General features: G+C 68.8%; 22 protein-coding genes. 8 read left to right on the top strand and 14 right to left on the bottom strand.

The features are described 5' to 3' along the window. Nucleotides 1–56 precede the first annotated feature (56 nt). Nucleotides 57–479, top strand: a complete 423-nt coding sequence (locus MT347_RS17160; RefSeq protein ID WP_056045796.1) for a hypothetical protein — start codon at nucleotides 57–59, stop codon at nucleotides 477–479. 440 nt (nucleotides 480–919) lie between these two features. Here MT347_RS17160 and MT347_RS17155 read toward each other — a convergent pair whose 3' ends face one another. Beyond that, the gene (locus MT347_RS17155; protein WP_123706064.1) at nucleotides 920–1825 is read right to left on the bottom strand and encodes a LysR family transcriptional regulator; all 906 of its coding nucleotides are present in this window, start codon (nucleotides 1823–1825) and stop codon (nucleotides 920–922) included. A 69-nt stretch (nucleotides 1826–1894) separates the two neighbouring features. On the opposite strand from MT347_RS17155, the gene MT347_RS17150 reads away from it, so the two are divergent. Together MT347_RS17150 and MT347_RS17145 are read left to right on the top strand one after the other, a co-directional pair. Then, nucleotides 1895–3055, top strand: a complete 1161-nt coding sequence (locus MT347_RS17150; RefSeq protein WP_243502571.1) for a TDT family transporter — start codon at nucleotides 1895–1897, stop codon at nucleotides 3053–3055. An 18-nt stretch (nucleotides 3056–3073) separates the two neighbouring features. Continuing rightward, nucleotides 3074–3640: a uracil-DNA glycosylase family protein gene (locus tag MT347_RS17145; protein WP_243502570.1), complete on the top strand. Its 567-nt coding sequence runs from the start codon at nucleotides 3074–3076 to the stop codon at nucleotides 3638–3640. 66 nt (nucleotides 3641–3706) lie between these two features. On the opposite strand, the gene MT347_RS17140 is transcribed toward MT347_RS17145, so the two are convergent. The 4 genes from MT347_RS17140 to MT347_RS17125 all read right to left on the bottom strand — a co-directional run bounded on the left by MT347_RS17140 (nucleotide 3707) and on the right by MT347_RS17125 (nucleotide 6129). After that, the gene (locus MT347_RS17140; RefSeq protein WP_243502569.1) at nucleotides 3707–4165 is read right to left on the bottom strand and encodes an OsmC family protein; all 459 of its coding nucleotides are present in this window, start codon (nucleotides 4163–4165) and stop codon (nucleotides 3707–3709) included. A 68-nt stretch (nucleotides 4166–4233) separates the two neighbouring features. After that, the gene (locus tag MT347_RS17135; RefSeq protein WP_132437352.1) at nucleotides 4234–4944 is read right to left on the bottom strand and encodes an anti-sigma factor; all 711 of its coding nucleotides are present in this window, start codon (nucleotides 4942–4944) and stop codon (nucleotides 4234–4236) included. Beyond that, on the bottom strand, nucleotides 4941–5450 hold the full coding sequence (locus MT347_RS17130; RefSeq protein ID WP_056045897.1) for a sigma-70 family RNA polymerase sigma factor: 510 nt from the start codon (nucleotides 5448–5450) through the stop codon (nucleotides 4941–4943). The genes MT347_RS17135 and MT347_RS17130 overlap by 4 nt, the downstream gene beginning before the upstream one ends. A gap of 151 nt (nucleotides 5451–5601) precedes the next feature. Further along, nucleotides 5602–6129 carry a hypothetical protein gene (locus MT347_RS17125; protein WP_243502568.1) on the bottom strand — a complete coding sequence of 176 codons (528 nt, stop codon included), beginning with the start codon at nucleotides 6127–6129 and terminating at the stop codon, nucleotides 5602–5604. A 750-nt stretch (nucleotides 6130–6879) separates the two neighbouring features. Here MT347_RS17125 and MT347_RS17120 point away from each other — a divergent pair. From MT347_RS17120 to MT347_RS17100, 5 genes are read left to right on the top strand one after another with little or no spacing between them, the layout of a single operon-like run. Then, complete coding sequence (locus MT347_RS17120; RefSeq protein ID WP_104277728.1) at nucleotides 6880–7080, top strand: hypothetical protein; 201 nt, start codon at nucleotides 6880–6882, stop codon at nucleotides 7078–7080. 28 nt (nucleotides 7081–7108) lie between these two features. After that, complete coding sequence (locus MT347_RS17115) at nucleotides 7109–7369, top strand: hypothetical protein (protein ID WP_216848815.1); 261 nt, start codon at nucleotides 7109–7111, stop codon at nucleotides 7367–7369. After that, nucleotides 7366–7632 (top strand): hypothetical protein, encoded by a 267-nt coding sequence (locus MT347_RS17110; RefSeq protein ID WP_159424190.1) that lies wholly within the window; start codon nucleotides 7366–7368, stop codon nucleotides 7630–7632. Before MT347_RS17115 ends, MT347_RS17110 begins: the two co-directional genes overlap by 4 nt. Further along, nucleotides 7629–7859 (top strand): glutaredoxin-like protein NrdH, encoded by a 231-nt coding sequence (gene nrdH / locus MT347_RS17105; protein WP_159424215.1) that lies wholly within the window; start codon nucleotides 7629–7631, stop codon nucleotides 7857–7859. The genes MT347_RS17110 and nrdH overlap by 4 nt, the downstream gene beginning before the upstream one ends. Further along, nucleotides 7856–8587, top strand: coding sequence for a single-stranded DNA-binding protein (locus MT347_RS17100; protein WP_159424191.1), 732 nt, complete (start codon nucleotides 7856–7858; stop codon nucleotides 8585–8587). The genes nrdH and MT347_RS17100 overlap by 4 nt, the downstream gene beginning before the upstream one ends. Nucleotides 8588–8596: 9 nt before the next feature. Here MT347_RS17100 and MT347_RS17095 read toward each other — a convergent pair whose 3' ends face one another. From MT347_RS17095 to MT347_RS17055, 9 genes are all read right to left on the bottom strand, one after another. Continuing rightward, complete coding sequence (locus MT347_RS17095; protein ID WP_159424192.1) at nucleotides 8597–8743, bottom strand: hypothetical protein; 147 nt, start codon at nucleotides 8741–8743, stop codon at nucleotides 8597–8599. A 132-nt stretch (nucleotides 8744–8875) separates the two neighbouring features. Further along, the gene (locus tag MT347_RS17090; protein ID WP_104353531.1) at nucleotides 8876–9124 is read right to left on the bottom strand and encodes a hypothetical protein; all 249 of its coding nucleotides are present in this window, start codon (nucleotides 9122–9124) and stop codon (nucleotides 8876–8878) included. A gap of 63 nt (nucleotides 9125–9187) precedes the next feature. Next, complete coding sequence (locus MT347_RS17085; RefSeq protein WP_104353530.1) at nucleotides 9188–9736, bottom strand: hypothetical protein; 549 nt, start codon at nucleotides 9734–9736, stop codon at nucleotides 9188–9190. A gap of 192 nt (nucleotides 9737–9928) precedes the next feature. After that, nucleotides 9929–10525 (bottom strand): recombinase family protein, encoded by a 597-nt coding sequence (locus MT347_RS17080; protein ID WP_243502567.1) that lies wholly within the window; start codon nucleotides 10523–10525, stop codon nucleotides 9929–9931. Between the two features lie 210 nt (nucleotides 10526–10735). After that, nucleotides 10736–10927: a hypothetical protein gene (locus tag MT347_RS17075; protein ID WP_104349134.1), complete on the bottom strand. Its 192-nt coding sequence runs from the start codon at nucleotides 10925–10927 to the stop codon at nucleotides 10736–10738. Between the two features lie 484 nt (nucleotides 10928–11411). Then, nucleotides 11412–11663, bottom strand: a complete 252-nt coding sequence (locus MT347_RS17070) for a hypothetical protein (protein WP_243502566.1) — start codon at nucleotides 11661–11663, stop codon at nucleotides 11412–11414. Nucleotides 11664–11836: 173 nt separating this feature from the next. Further along, nucleotides 11837–12079, bottom strand: coding sequence for a helix-turn-helix domain-containing protein (locus MT347_RS17065; RefSeq protein ID WP_146076566.1), 243 nt, complete (start codon nucleotides 12077–12079; stop codon nucleotides 11837–11839). 325 nt (nucleotides 12080–12404) lie between these two features. Further along, nucleotides 12405–12716: a thioredoxin family protein gene (locus MT347_RS17060; protein ID WP_159424195.1), complete on the bottom strand. Its 312-nt coding sequence runs from the start codon at nucleotides 12714–12716 to the stop codon at nucleotides 12405–12407. Between the two features lie 7 nt (nucleotides 12717–12723). Next, complete coding sequence (locus MT347_RS17055; protein ID WP_159424196.1) at nucleotides 12724–13707, bottom strand: bile acid:sodium symporter; 984 nt, start codon at nucleotides 13705–13707, stop codon at nucleotides 12724–12726. Between the last annotated feature and the right edge of the window lie 45 nt (nucleotides 13708–13752).

The raw sequence follows: 13752 nt of genomic DNA, 5'->3' as shown, positions 1-13752 counted from the left end.
ACCGGCATCCGCCGGTCCCCGCACCCCCGCTCCCGACTCCTGCAGAAAGGCCCGCCATGACCACCACCACGACACCCGCCGTCGACGTCGACGTGTGGGGACACACCCCGGCGCTGCGCGATGCGCAAGCCGCCGTCGCCGCCGCCACCGCGACCGGCGACCTCGACGCGATCGCCGCGGCCGCGCGAGCGCTGATCGTCGCCGCGGCCGCGCACGCCTGGCCCACCGCTACCGCCCTCGTGTTCAAGTACGAGACGACCGGCCCCGTCGCCCACGTCTGGGGGCTGTGGAGAGTCCTCGACGCCGATCGTCAGACCCTCCGCGAGTGGGAGGACGACCCGGGCGGCATGAGCGATGAGTCCGAGGAGGAGCTGGTGGCCCTGGACCTCATCAGCAACCGCCGCGAAACCCTCGACTACACCGACTTCGGAAAGCCCATCGGCTCCACCGTCCTGATCCTGCACACCCTCACCCTCTGAGCGCGGGCGCGGGCCGCCCCGGACCGGGCCGGCCCGTGAGGGGCGACCCCCTCACACTCCCCGATGTTCCGCCGGCGGCGGGGCGCGAGCTCCGCCCGCGCAGCGTCGACGGAGCGACGCCCGGAGGTCGACCGGCTGCGCCGGCCGCCGTTGGTCGCCCTGCGGGCTCACACCCTTTTTTGCCGTGAAGCCTTCGGCGGCTCCCTCCGCTTCGCTGCGGTCGTAGCTACCTACGGGCTCCGTTCAAGTGGCTGCGCCACCGACTCCTCCGAGACTTTCAGCACGCGGTCGCTGCGCTCCCTTATTTCGCGCCGAAACTCTCTCCCCCCTCGCCCTGCGGGTTGCACTGCGCCCTCCGGTTGCTAAGGCGGAAAACCGCCTTCCAGCTCGAGCAGACACGGCCGCTGGCGTGATCGGCGTTGCGACGAGCCGTGCACCGGTCAGCGCATCTCGTGCGCGATCTCCAGGAACGCCGCCGCGGACGACCCGATGCGATCGGACCAGATGGCGCGGAGAGGTCGCACGAGTGCTGGTCCGCGGAGGGGCACTCGTATCAGTGAGCGCGCGGCGAGATCTGCTTCGACGGTGAGGATGCTCATGACGGCGGGCGCGATGCCGGCGCGGGCGTTCGCTCGGATGATCGCCGTCGTCTCCAGGATCGCGGCGGGAGTCGTGGGTGCGAGCCCGGCGTCGTGGAGCCATGCTTCGAGGGTCGTCCGGGTGCCGGAGCCTTCCTCTCGTGTCAGCAGTGCGGTGCCGGCCAAGTCCTCGGCGCTGATACTCGCCGCGCGTGCCCAGGGGTGGTCGGGTGCCACGACGACAGCGAGTTCGTCCTCCGTGACCACGTGAGAGGAGAGCGTGGCCGTGGACGCTGGTGTCTCGACGAATCCGAGTTGCGCGGCACCGGATCTCACGAGCTCTGTGACCGTGGCTGAATTGCCGGCGATCAGCTGCACACTCACCTCGGGTGTGCGCTGTCGGAATTCGAGGAGCCAGCGTGGGAGCAGCAGTTCGGCGATGGTCTGCGACGCCGCGAGGACCAGTGAGCCGGTCGGTTGTCGCAGTGCTGCCGCGCCCGCCTCGAGGCGGCGGGACGCCTCGAGGACCGGGCCGGCCAGCTCGAGCACGAGCCGGCCCGCGTCGGTCATCAGGGACCCGGTCGGAGAGCGGCGCACGAGCGGCTGCCCGATGGCGCGCTCCGCGACCCGCAGACGCGCCGAGACGGCCTGCTGGGTGACGCCGAGGTCTTCGGCGGCGCGGGAGAGCGAGCCCGCCTCGGCGATGCGTTCGAGCACCTCCAGCGTGTCGAGATCCAGGATCCGGTCCGTCAATCGCCGCGTCGCCACAAGCCCTCATTGTGCCCCGCCAAGACGATCGCTGTATCGGCTGGTGCCGGCGATGCTCAGGCTGGAGGCATGACAACTTTCTCCCCCGCCCGCGCATCTTCCTCGATCGGGCATCCTCCGCGGTCGAGGCGCTTGTTCCGGGAGTTGGAGCATCCGGGACTGATCGTGTCGAACCTGACGCCGAACTGGTTCGCGTCGATCATGGGCACCGGCATCGTCGCGGTCGCCGCCGCGTCCCTGCCACTCCAGTTCCCCGGACTCCGCACCGGGGCCACCGTCGTCTGGGCGATCGCCGCGCTGCTGCTCGTCGCGCTGACGGTCGCGACCGGGCTGCACTGGGTCCGCTACCGCGGTACAGCGGTGAGGCACCACCTGAATCCCGTGCTCTCGCACTTCTACGGCGCGCCGCCCATGGCGTTCCTCACTGTCGGCGCGGGGACCCTCCTCCTCGGCAAGGACTGGATCGGCCTGCCGGCCGCTGTCACCATCGACTGGGTGCTCTGGGGTGCGGGGACTCTCGGCGGGCTGGTGACGGCGGTCCTGGTGCCCTACCTCGCGTTCACCCGGCATGAGAACAAGCCCGATTCGGCGTTCGGCGGCTGGCTGATGCCGATCGTTCCGCCGATGGTGTCCGCTTCCACCGGCGCACTGCTGCTGCCGTACGCGCCCGCCGGGCAAGCGCGGGAGACGCTCCTGTGGTCCTGCTACGGCTTCTTCGGCCTCAGCCTGGTCGCGTCGCTGGTGGTGATCACCCTGATCTGGAACCGGCTCGCGCAGCACAAGGTCGGAGCGGCGGGGATGGTGCCGACGCTGTGGATCGTCCTCGGTCCGGTCGGACAGTCGATCACCGCTGTGAATCTGCTCGCCTCGAACGCGCCCACCGTCGTGGACGCCGGCATGGCGCGTGCGCTGCTGGTCGTGGCTCTGGTGTACGGCTTCGCGATGCTCGGCTTCGCACTGCTCTGGACCGTCATCGCCCTCGCGATCACCCTCCGCACCGCGAAGGAGCACCTGCCGTTCAGCCTGACGTGGTGGTCGTTCACGTTCCCCGTCGGCACCTGCGTCACCGGACTGAACGGCCTCGCCCTGCACTCCGGTCTCACGGTTGTCGCCGGCCTCGCGGTGCTCTACTACGTCGGCCTGGTCGCCGCGTGGATCTTCGTCGCCGCCCGCACGTTCCACGGTTCCGTGATCCGCGGAACCCTGCTCGCACCACCGCGGCCGGCCTGACCGGGATCGAGGACCATCGTGGATGTCGGAACCCTGAACGCCCTCGCCGAGACCTGGCGGAGTACCGCGGACGCGACCGGACGCTTCGTTCCGGGCTTCGATCCCTGCTCCGGCGGCACCGCCAGTCGCGTCCTGGTGCTGATGCAGTCACCCGGCCCTCGGACGATCGCCGCGGGATCCGCTGCCGTCTGCAGTGAGGACAACCTCGGGCCCACCGCCGCCGCGTTCCGGGCGGCCCGAATCGAGTCCGGACTCTCCCGCGACCACTACCTCCGATGGAACCTCATCCCGTGGGAGATCCCTGGCCGCGTCGGCCCCGCGGACATCGAGGAGGGTCGGCTCGCGCTCGGTGAGCTGCTGGAGCTGCTGCCCGCGCTCGGCGCCGTCGTCACCTACGGGACCGTGGCGCTCGACGGGGTCATGCGCTATCTGACCCTGCACGATGATCCCCGTGTCGTCCCCGTACTCGCGGCACCGCACCCCTCACCGGCCAACGGACGTCACCGCGCCGACCAGCACCTCCGCTCCGTGAACGCGCTCCGCCTCGCGAATCGTCTCGGATCCGGTCGGCGAATCGCAGACTGACGGCACTGAAGGGAGACGTCCGCGGCTCGGTCGGCACCGGTCGTCGTGACCGATGAGGCGCTGATCTCAGACGGTCCCGGTCCGCGGACCGCTGACGGGAGCGGCCTGGTCGTCCACGATGTCGACGGTGTACGCCGCGCCGTGCTCGAGCGTGTGGCCGACGGTGCACTGGCGATCCACGGCCCGGTGGGTGCGTTCGGACAGTGAGGCGATCCGCTCGGGATCGAGCGCCGACAGGTCGGCGCGGATCACGGCGGTGATGGAGTCGTAGCGGTCCTCGTTCTCGGGCTTGGTCGCGGTGATGTCGGTGGTCGCTTCGAAGTCGGCTCCGAGTCGGCTGGCGAGGAGGTGGTCCGAGGAGAGCATGCCGCAGGCGGCGAGGGCGAGGTGCAGCAGCTCGCCGGGCGAGAACACGCCGTCGGCGTCCGACCCGCCGATGCGGACCTCGGCTCCTCGCGCGTTGCGGCCGATGAAGCTTCTCGGGCCCTCGCGGGTGATGTGCAGCGGTGTGGTCTCGGTGCTCATGGTCTGCTCCTGTCCGGTGTCCGCGGCACCGCGGGCAGTGTCGGTGTCTCCTGCGGGTGGATGGTGTCTCAGGTGTCGGTGCGGACGAGGGGAGTGTTCGTGCCGCGGACCCTGATGTCGACACCGGTGATCTCCGACCGGGCGATGCCCGTGGACGCCGCCAGGTCGACGGCGCGCTGCCCGGCCGCCGTCCAGGTGGCGACGGTGATCGTGCTGCCGTCTGTGCGGGTGATCACGAGTTCGTACTCCGCGTCGGCGGGCGCGTCACCACTGTAAGTGCAGCTCCACTCCAGCCGGGTGCCCCACGGCTTCCCCTCGACCTCGATGTCCGCAGCGAGAGCGGGATCGGCCGCGATCGGGTCCATCGGTTCGAGGGTCGCCTCGCTCGCCACGGGAGCGCCCGCGATGCCCGTGCCGAGAGCGACGCCTCCGAAGACGGAGGCGGTGACGGCGGCCGCGACGGCGAGGGACGTCACCAGCCGGCGCCGACGTCGGCGCGTCCGGACACGGTGGGCGATGGCGGGCAGCGTCACCATCGACGGCGGCGCCTCCTCGCCGTCGTCCGATGCGCTGATGGCGAGAGCGTCCTCGACGGAGAGGCGACCGACGATGCCGGGCAGTCCTGCCAGCTCTGCCACGGCCGCGCGGCAGGCCGCGCAGCCGCTGAGGTGCTGCTCGTACTCGAGTCGCTGATCCGCGGGGAGAGCGCCGAGGACGTAGGACGCGTCCCAGTCGCGGTACTCGTCCTCCGTCGCAGAGCTTCCGTGGTGGTCGTTCATCGGGTGACGCCCCTTTCCTGCAGAGCCAGTCGCAGTCCGCGCAGTCCGTAGTGCAATCGGGATTTCGCTGTTCCCTCGGGGATGGAGTGCCGGCGGGCGATCTCGGGGACGGTGTGTCCGAGGAAGTACGCGTCCACCACGATCCGACGATGCTCCACCGACAGCGAGGCGAGAGCGTCGGCGACGAGGATGCTGTCCAGGACCGCGTCGGTGCGATCGGGGACGGCGCCGCCGCCGTCCTCGTCCTTCGCCGGCACTTCGCGTCGGCTCCGAGCGGAGCGGGCGTCGTCGATGACGAGGTTGCGGGCGACGGTGAACAGCCACGCGCGCGCGGCGTCGGCGTCGCGTTCGAGGACCTGCGGGCGCTGCCAGGCCCGGACCATCGTCTCCTGCACGACGTCCTCCGTCAGCGCCGCGTTCCGAGTGAGGTTCTGCACGAAGCGTCGCAACGCCGGGCCGTGACTCTCGTACAGCGCGGCCAGGAGCTCATCGACGGGGCGGGGCACAGTGCTCACCGCCTCGAAGCGCCACGGCGCGCTCCCTCATCTCGGTTGCTGCGATCACTGCCGGTCATCCCTTTCCGTCCTTGCCTGTCGAGAACCGGCGACCCGTCCGGGCGATGCGCATCGCTGCGCGCGGGGACGGGTCGCCGTCGCATCAGGACGCCGGGGTGGAGGTGCTCATGGCCGCGGCTTCCTTGTTCATCGTGCCGTCGGGGAGGAGGACGTACCAGGCGTCCTTCACACCCTGCCCGTTGACCTGGCCCGGTGCGGTGTCCTTCGCGAACCGGTAGACCGGCCATCCGTCGACGGTCAGCTGGGTCGTCCCGTCGGTGCGCGTGATCGAGCCGACCTCTGCGGTGATCCCGTCCGCGGCGGTCGTGCTGGACGCCGACACGGCCGGCCAGGTCGTGGCGCACTCGTCGTAGCAGCTGCTGCTGCCCGAGTTCTGCGTGTCCTTCGTGAACGTGTAGACGGTGGAGCCGGCCTCGTCCGTGATGATCTCGCCCAGCGGCGAGGACGCCGTCGTGAGAGCCGCCGTCTCAGCGGAGGCGGAGGCGGTGGCGGAAGGGCTGTCGGCCGGCGCTTCCGACGAGGCGGCCGAGCCGGCGGCCGTCGAGCATCCGGCGAGAAGGACGGCGGCGAACGCCGCAGTGGTCACAGTGGTCGCGATTCGCTTGAGCATGATGCCTCCTGTAGTGCGGGGGCCGAGGTGGTCCCACCGAGGACACGACACAGCAGTCGCGGACGTTCAACGAGGCGAGAAGATCGCTGGGAGAGCATCCGCGCGGCGGGCGGCTTCAGCGAGAGCGACGATCCGTTGCGCGCTCCTTCGCGTGAAGGCCCGAGGCAGCGCGCTGCTCTCCATCCCCGCGCAGACCGAGGCGAACGAGCACGCAGACCGCCAGGGAACGGTACCCGCGGCCGTACTGCTGAGGATCCGGGCCACCTCGTCAGGTGGGATCGGGCTTCGCTGTATCGCCACGAGGCGGACGCCACTCGGCGCGCTCCTGCTCAAGAGCAGACAGCCTCCCAGTAGAGGCTCGTCCTCTGGCCGATCGAACCCCCTCGGCGGAAGTCTCCGCAAGCAAGCAGACGCCGACCTCGGTCGGCGCTGTGGTGTGCGCTGCGCGCATTTTTGCCTGGAAGCCTTCGGCAGCGTACGGGCCTGCGGCGTCCACGCAAGCCGCTGCGCGGCCGGCTCCTCCGAGGTTCCCGCCACGCGGTCGCTGCGCTCCCTCACATCGCGCCGACAACCTCTCCTCCGCCGCCCTCCGGGTTGCGCTCCCGCCTCCGCCTCTGCTCGGCACTACGTGCCTTCCAGGCAAAAAAACGCTGGGAGAGAAGGAAGAACAGGCGAGCCAGACCACCCCCGCTGGCTTGACAAACCTGATTGAGAATCATGGCAAAAAAACGATGAGGAAGAGGAAGAGAAATGCAGCAGATCACGACCGTCAGCACCTTCGTCCCGGCCGCCACCGAGGAGGGGATGCGCACCCAGTTCCGCAAGATCGCGGAGCGCGACGAGGACCTTGCCGCCCACGCACGCAACGGCTGGGCGCTCGCGCACACCGCCACGATCCCCGGAACCGAGGGCGTCATGTTCGTGGACACCCTCACCCGCACCCAGCAGTAGCCCGCACCACCATCGAGGAGGAAACGCCATGTCAGACACCATCACCACCAGCCCCGCGGCGGAGGAGCCGACCCTCCTCGACGCGGTTGCCGAGTTCGCCTCCGTGTTCTCCCACGGGGACACCGCCGACGACCTGGCCGTCCGACTCAGCTGTGCCGAGGTCGACGCGCTGGCCGGACTCCTGCGAGCATTCGGACGTGACGAGGCCGCGGACCTGTGGATCGCGGAGCACGCCACGGACGACGACGAGGGCGATCGGCACCACGCTGAGGGAGGATCGGAGCGATGAGCGAGCAGCAGGCCACCCCCGACGCGGTGGCGATCTACCAGGCGGCCGTGGCGACGTTCGCGGTGACTCTCTCGGACCCCGCCGTCGCGGAAGCGATCGCCCCGACGCTCACGTGCGCACGCGCGACGCCGATCATCGACCTCCTCACCGAGGCAGGACACACCGACGCCGCCGAGCAGTGGGCCGAGCTGCACGCCTGGACCCGGCTCAACGACGAGCACGACCCGCACCGCGGCGACGAGTCGGACGGGTGGGCCGACTGATGCTCACGGTCTACTCGAAGCCGTCGTGCGTGCAGTGCACCGCGACCTACCGCGCGCTCGACGCGAAGGGCATCGAGTACGAGGTCGTGGACCTCACGACCAACCCGGCCGCGCTCGAGTACGTCATGGAGGAGCTGGGCTACTCCGCCGCTCCCGTCGTCGTCGCCAGCGATCAGGACCACTGGTCGGGGTTCCGTCCTGACCTCATCGAGAAGCACGCGGCATGACCGGCGACATCCCAGGCGACGAGTTCCGCGCCGGATACCTCGCCGGATTCGCGGACCGTCAGGCCGAGGTGGACCGGCTGGAGAACGACGCCGACCGGCTCTACCGCGCCGCCTACGGCGACGAACGCCGCATCCCCGGTCAGTACGTGACCCGCGCCGAGCTCGAACAGCGCAGAGCGCTGTCCGAGCCGCCCGTGGAAATCACCCGGCGCGAAGCGCTCGCATCCTGGGGGATCGAGCTGCCCACCGAGGAGCCCGCAGACACCCCCGCGGCCGAGCCCGCGACCCCGAGCCCGTCGACGGCGATGGGACCCACGAACCGCACGAGCAGGAGACGACAGATGAGCACCAGGACGATCACCGGGAACCTCGCCACCGACCCCGAGGCCGTGCAGGCGGGCCGCGTGCAGATCGTGAAGCTGCGCGTCATCGAGAACACCGGCGAATACCGCGGCGGCGAATGGACCCCGCACGAGGCGCCCACGACTCACTTCGTGGAAGCGAAGTTCGAGCTGGGCGAGCACGTGCTGGCCTCCCTCCAGAAGGGAGACGCCGTGATCGTCGTCGGCTACGAGCGCACCGTCTCTTGGGGTGAGGGTGAGAACCGCCGCACCGGCCGCGTCCTCGAAGCTGATGCGATCGGCCCCAACCTGACACGCGCGACCGCCGTCGTCACGACGACCACGCAGCGCGCACCGCGCCGCAGCGCTGCGCCCGCAGCGGAGTAGCGCGACCGCTCAGCCGATCCGGAGCACGTAGAGGATGACGTGATCCTCCGGGATCGCCGCGCGCACTTCCGCGATCGCCGCGGCCGACGTCGCCGCGTTGCTCTGCACCACCGTCGATGCCGATTCAGCGCGCGTCCGGTGTGCCAGTTCCCACATGCTCCCATCGTCGCACCCGAGGCCGACGTGGGCGCCTAGAGGGCGGCGGACCGGCGGCGCCGGCCCACGAGGGGGAGAGCCCCCTCGACCCCCCACCCGAGCACGTGGAACGGCCTCGTGCTCGAGCGGGAGTCAGCTGCGAGGACGCGGTTTGAACTTCTTCCCCGCCCGGATGTTCCGGTTCTCGATCACACCGACCACCGCCAGACCCGCGGCGACGAGGACGATCAACGACCAGCCGAGCACGTTCAACCACGTGCCGTTGAAGGCCGCATAGGTCTGCTCGCCGGCGATGGAGAAGAGCATCAGCGACAACCCGAACCAGACCATGCCGTTGCTGATCAGCGCGGCACGCGCCAGCTTGGTCCGAGGCTTCGACATGCCCTCACCCTCTCACCGCAGGCTGGACGTGTCCACGACGAGACGTCCGCGTTGCCGTGTGATCTAGACCGCGCTCGTCCCGGGGTGCAGCGCCCTGGCTGACGCGATGTGCGCCCTCATCTCGTCGTCGGACGCGCCTCGACGGTGCCAGTCGCGGAGGCGGTTCGCGAAGTCGCGCGCCCAGGTGTTCACGGGACCGCCCGCGGCCAGAGCGCGTTCTACGTCGGCATCCGTGCGCAGCGGAGACGGCACCAGTTGGAGCCGGCGCATCGACTCGGCCACTTGCTCGTTTCCTGCCACCCGTTCGGCTTCAAACCATTCGCCTAGGAGGTTGCCGTCCGCGTGTGTGCTCAGTGCTTCTAGAAGGGTGAGGCTCACGCGAAGTTCTCGCAGCGGCTCCGCAACCGACTCCGCTCGCAGGTTGATCGTGTTCAGGATCGCGAGAGCAGTGAGAGCGCGAACGAAGGCGGCGTCGATTCGTTCCTCTACCCGAGCGGTGGCCGCGGCTTTCCGCTCTGACGCGGCTAGACCAACGGCGACCAGCGTCGAAATCACGATCGCGGCCGCCGGCAGAGCGATCCCCGTCACAACATCCAGCATGGTTTCATCCATCCCACCAGCATCCCGTAAGGGGATCGGTGACCGGTACACGCAGACGCGACATCGAGCGCCTGTCGGTTTTCACGCTCCTCTGCACAACTCTTCGCGCCGTCTCGGCACTCGTGCAGACGACCGTGAACATTCAGATGCTCGAAGTCGCCTGCACAACCGGCCAGGGTGGATCGCTGTGAAGAGGGCCGCGGGCTAGACCGCTGCGTCTTCGCGGGCGGTGTGGGCCTGCTGGTGGCGGTAGAGCGTCGCGCGACTCCACCCGACGAGACGAGCAGCGTCCTCAGCGGTGCGACCACGTGCGCGAGCGTCGGCGGCGATCGCGAGCTTGTCCGCGATCACGACCGGATCCGAGAGAGGCCGGCCGAACCGGGTCCCGTTCGCGCGGGCGGCCGCGATGCCGGCGTTGACCCGTTCCACGATGAGTTCTCGCTCGTACTCCGCGAGCGTGGCGAGCATGTTCAGCATCAGTCGGCCCGTCGATGTCGACGGATCGATGCCGTCCGAGATCGACCGGACCTGCACTCCGCGCTCGCGCAGCAGGTTCACCGTGTTCAGCACGTCGATCAGGGAGCGGCCAAGCCGGTCGACTCGCCACACGACCACGGTGTCGCCGTCCTCGGCGTACTCGAGGAGCTTCTTCATCCCGGTCCGCTCAATCGCTGTCTTACTCCCCGAGGTGACGTCCGCGAAGACGTCGCGCTTCTGCACGCCGACGGCGACGAGCGCGTCGAGCTGCAGCTGCGCATCCTGACTCGATGTACTCACACGCGTATAACCCAGAAGCCTCACGACCTCATTCTGACTCGGAAATACCCTCCGTGTCCCCTCCTGAGACGAAATACGGCAAGATGTCTTTTCGAGACAGCCGACGTCCGAGAACCCGGACCTCCGGAGTGCGGGACGACCGCCGGATGGCACGTCTCGGAAAGCTACTGTTTTTCGAGTCGGTCGAAGACAGAGCTCTCCCCTCCGCGAAGGAGGTGCGCTTTTTCGAGTCCGCTACGCCTGGGGTGGGCGGCGGAGGGCCTTGGCGATCTTCTTGATGCGCTTCGCGGGAGCGCCGTTCTTGCCGAGCACGACGATGTAGACGAGCGGAGCGAAGACGGCGATCGCGAACAGCTCGGGGAGCTGCTCAGCGAAGGCGTTCAGGAAGTTCACCTCCTCCGGTGACTCGGGAAGCAGGATCGACATGACGAACCTCTCCGCGGGGGACGCGCGAGCGCGTCCGTTCGACACCGAGCCGGTCGGCTCGGCTTCACTGACTACTAGCAACCAGGTGTGTAGTCAGATGAGGAGGGGGCCAGGAGAGCTGGTGCTGCTCAAATCCGGGCCGGGCATGAAAAAAGCCGGCTCGAGGCCGGCGTGGTTTCGGTGGAGCGGTCGTGGTGGGTAGGGCGTCGCGGTCGAGCCGCGGGGTGTGATCGCTGCGTCGTCCATTAACGCAGAAGACCAGCCGTTCGGCTGGTCTGGGCGCACTTGTAACAAGCGGTACTAGTTTGCGGTATCGGCCATGTCTCGCACAAGCCGTGAGCCAGTTCGCGGCCTAGCGCGAGCATACAGATTTCGCGTCCGGGGAGAAGTCAAGGATCCGAAACGGCGAGCGAAGAGGAATGAAATGCGGCAGCACATGCCACGATCCCCACTTTAGATTTTGGGGTGGACGGTATGGAGTTGGTCAAGTCCAGGGCGTGAATCGGCCGTCGTCGTCGCGGGGTCGGCTTCGGAGTGCGGTGAGGCGGTTCCGGTAGGCGGCCTGAAGTTCGCTGAGCTTCACGTACTTCGTGTGATCGCCTTCGCGCTGGTAGTAGTCGAGAAGGCCCTGCTGAATCCACGCACGGATCGTCGCGCGGCGCTTCCGGATCCGTTTCGCTGCGGCGCTCAGCGTGTAGAGGTCGTGCGCGGCCTCGTCTGGCGAACGAGGGACCATCGTCCAGTCGTCGGCAGTTGTCCAGATGCGAGGTTCTGAGTCTTGCGCCACTAGCGGCAAGCGTAGCTCGGCGACGTGGCGGGTTTGGCCGTGTTCGGAAGAAGGCACCCAGAACTCCCCGGTACGGATCGATCACGAGCTGGAGGGACACGAGGTGGGGTGGACGGTCGGACCTAGATCCGGGATATGAAGCGACCGGCGTCATCACGCGGGCGCAGGCGTCGTGTTGTCAACGTCTGGCGATAGACGGCGAGGAGGTCGGCCTCCTTGATGTACTTCGCGTGGTCGCCGTCGATCATCTCGAAGGGCAGGAGGCCCTGTTGAATCCAGGCTCGGACGGTGGCGCGGCGGCGCTGAACGCGACGGGCGGCGGCGCTGATCGTGTAGAGCGTCTCGACGCGGTTGCCTGTGTCCAACTGGTCCGGCCTGATAGTCACAATCTCTACCGACTAATCGTGCTCCACTGGCCGCAAGCCTATAGAAGTCATTTCTAACGGGTCGGAAGCACGCCGAGCTGAAGAGACTGGTTGAACAGGTCGAAGGGCACCTGGACGACGCGGGCGACCTTGGCGTCCCGCGAACGATCGTTCGCGGACCTTCCGCCTACGTCAGTGGTCCCGGCGGAGGCGAAGCGCGATCCATAGTCCGCATCGGCGGCAGATGAAGGCGGCTCCGTTGTTGAGCTGGTGGAGCTGGCGGCGGTTCTTGGGTCGGCCGCAGCACGAGCAGGTCAGAGGAGTGTCAGTGGGCACGAGGGGTGATCGCGTCGATGATCTGCGCAGTTGTCGGCGCCCCCGCGAGTCCAACTGGAGTCGCGTAGACGCGGCAGGCGAGGTCGTTCGTCCGCCCGGTTGTGGGGAAGAGGTCGGTCCCGTCGAGGGTGATCGTTGGTGATCCGGCGAAGGGTGCATCCGCGGCGTCTTCCGGCGTTCGCAGCAGTCGGGTCTCGACCACCGCATCGGGGTGCCCTGTGGCGACGAGAGCTTCGCGGAGGCGCCCGATCGCTTCCGCTGAGTTCGGGCACGCGTCGATGTGGAGAACTTCGAATCTCATCTGCTGATCATGCGCCTCTGACATGCGTGCCCGTCGGGTCGCGGACGAGCCGGGGGATCAGCCGGACGAACACGACCATGCCGACGAGCTCCACGAGGGTCTGCGTGACGACGACGACCGGAGCGAGCGCAAGTGATGCGGGCAGCGCGAGCGCGAGCGGCAGGACGACGAGGGAGTTGCGGGTCGCGCCGCTGAACACGAGTGCGCGGGTCGCGGAGTACTCGAGGCGGAAGAGCCGCGCGACGCCCAGACCGGCGGCGGCCATGACGACGAGGAAGCCGGCGTAAATCGGGACGAGGACGAGTAGCTGTCCGGCGACCGCGCCGACGGCGCCGGCCTGGGAGGCGACGACCACGAACAGGGTCCCCATCATCAGCGGCACCATGAGCCCGAGCATCGTGGACTCGATGACCCGGCCCGCCCAGTGCCGCCGACCGAGGGCCTGCACGAGAGCGGCCGCGGTGAGTGGTACGACGATGAGCAGCAGGAACGCGCGCGCAAACGGACCAATCTCGACCACGGCGACGCCCTCCGGTCCGAGGAAGAGCAGCAGGTATAGCGGGAGGAGCAGGATCTGCGCGAGCATCAGCAGCGGTGCCGCGGCGAGCAGCCGATCGGAGGCGCCGCCGGCAAGGCCGGCGAAGACGATCACGTAGTCGATGCACGGAGTCAGCAGCACCAGCAGCACCCCGAACAGCAGCGCGGGACTGTCGGCCACGAACCGGGACAGGCCGTAGGCGACGACGGGCACAACGACGAAGTTCAACACCCCGACCGCGGCGAGGAAACGACCGTCGCGCAGCGACCGGCCGATCGCAGCGAACGGGACGCCAAGGAACGTGGCGAACAGCAGCAGCGCGAGCACCGGCTCGATCGCGATCTCCAGGCTGTGCGCGGCGGGCAGCAGCAGTCCGAGCGCAGCTCCAGCGGCGATCGCGGCGAGGTAGAGCGGGATCTGGCGGTGTTCGAGCCAGGCGACGAGGGCGCTCACGACAGCACACCGGGAAGAAGGAAGGGCACGGGGTGCAACGGTAAA

The sequence above is a fragment of the Microbacterium sp. VKM Ac-2923 genome, from assembly GCF_022815605.1.
In the GTDB taxonomy this organism is placed as follows: Bacteria; Actinomycetota; Actinomycetes; order Actinomycetales; family Microbacteriaceae; genus Microbacterium.
The sequence above is the reverse complement of the archived record's forward strand: the minus strand, read 5'-3'. Positions and strand labels throughout refer to the sequence as shown.

What these genes read in the sequence shown, in the direction of transcription:
- MT347_RS17135 (WP_132437352.1), bottom strand. Translation starts at nt 4,944, where the DNA reads ATGAACGACCACCACGGAAGCTCTGCGACGGAGGACGAGTACCGCGAC.
- MT347_RS17100 (WP_159424191.1), top strand. Translation starts at nt 7,856, where the DNA reads ATGACCGGCGACATCCCAGGCGACGAGTTCCGCGCCGGATACCTCGCC.
- MT347_RS17140 (WP_243502569.1), bottom strand. Translation starts at nt 4,165, where the DNA reads ATGAGCACCGAGACCACACCGCTGCACATCACCCGCGAGGGCCCGAGA.
- MT347_RS17060 (WP_159424195.1), bottom strand. Translation starts at nt 12,716, where the DNA reads ATGAGATTCGAAGTTCTCCACATCGACGCGTGCCCGAACTCAGCGGAA.
- MT347_RS17085 (WP_104353530.1), bottom strand. Translation starts at nt 9,736, where the DNA reads ATGGATGAAACCATGCTGGATGTTGTGACGGGGATCGCTCTGCCGGCG.
- MT347_RS17125 (WP_243502568.1), bottom strand. Translation starts at nt 6,129, where the DNA reads ATGCTCAAGCGAATCGCGACCACTGTGACCACTGCGGCGTTCGCCGCC.
- MT347_RS17160 (WP_056045796.1), top strand. Translation starts at nt 57, where the DNA reads ATGACCACCACCACGACACCCGCCGTCGACGTCGACGTGTGGGGACAC.
- MT347_RS17090 (WP_104353531.1), bottom strand. Translation starts at nt 9,124, where the DNA reads ATGTCGAAGCCTCGGACCAAGCTGGCGCGTGCCGCGCTGATCAGCAAC.
- MT347_RS17150 (WP_243502571.1), top strand. Translation starts at nt 1,895, where the DNA reads ATGACAACTTTCTCCCCCGCCCGCGCATCTTCCTCGATCGGGCATCCT.
- MT347_RS17110 (WP_159424190.1), top strand. Translation starts at nt 7,366, where the DNA reads ATGAGCGAGCAGCAGGCCACCCCCGACGCGGTGGCGATCTACCAGGCG.
- MT347_RS17070 (WP_243502566.1), bottom strand. Translation starts at nt 11,663, where the DNA reads ATGGTCCCTCGTTCGCCAGACGAGGCCGCGCACGACCTCTACACGCTG.
- MT347_RS17075 (WP_104349134.1), bottom strand. Translation starts at nt 10,927, where the DNA reads ATGTCGATCCTGCTTCCCGAGTCACCGGAGGAGGTGAACTTCCTGAAC.
- MT347_RS17120 (WP_104277728.1), top strand. Translation starts at nt 6,880, where the DNA reads ATGCAGCAGATCACGACCGTCAGCACCTTCGTCCCGGCCGCCACCGAG.
- MT347_RS17115 (WP_216848815.1), top strand. Translation starts at nt 7,109, where the DNA reads ATGTCAGACACCATCACCACCAGCCCCGCGGCGGAGGAGCCGACCCTC.
- MT347_RS17095 (WP_159424192.1), bottom strand. Translation starts at nt 8,743, where the DNA reads ATGTGGGAACTGGCACACCGGACGCGCGCTGAATCGGCATCGACGGTG.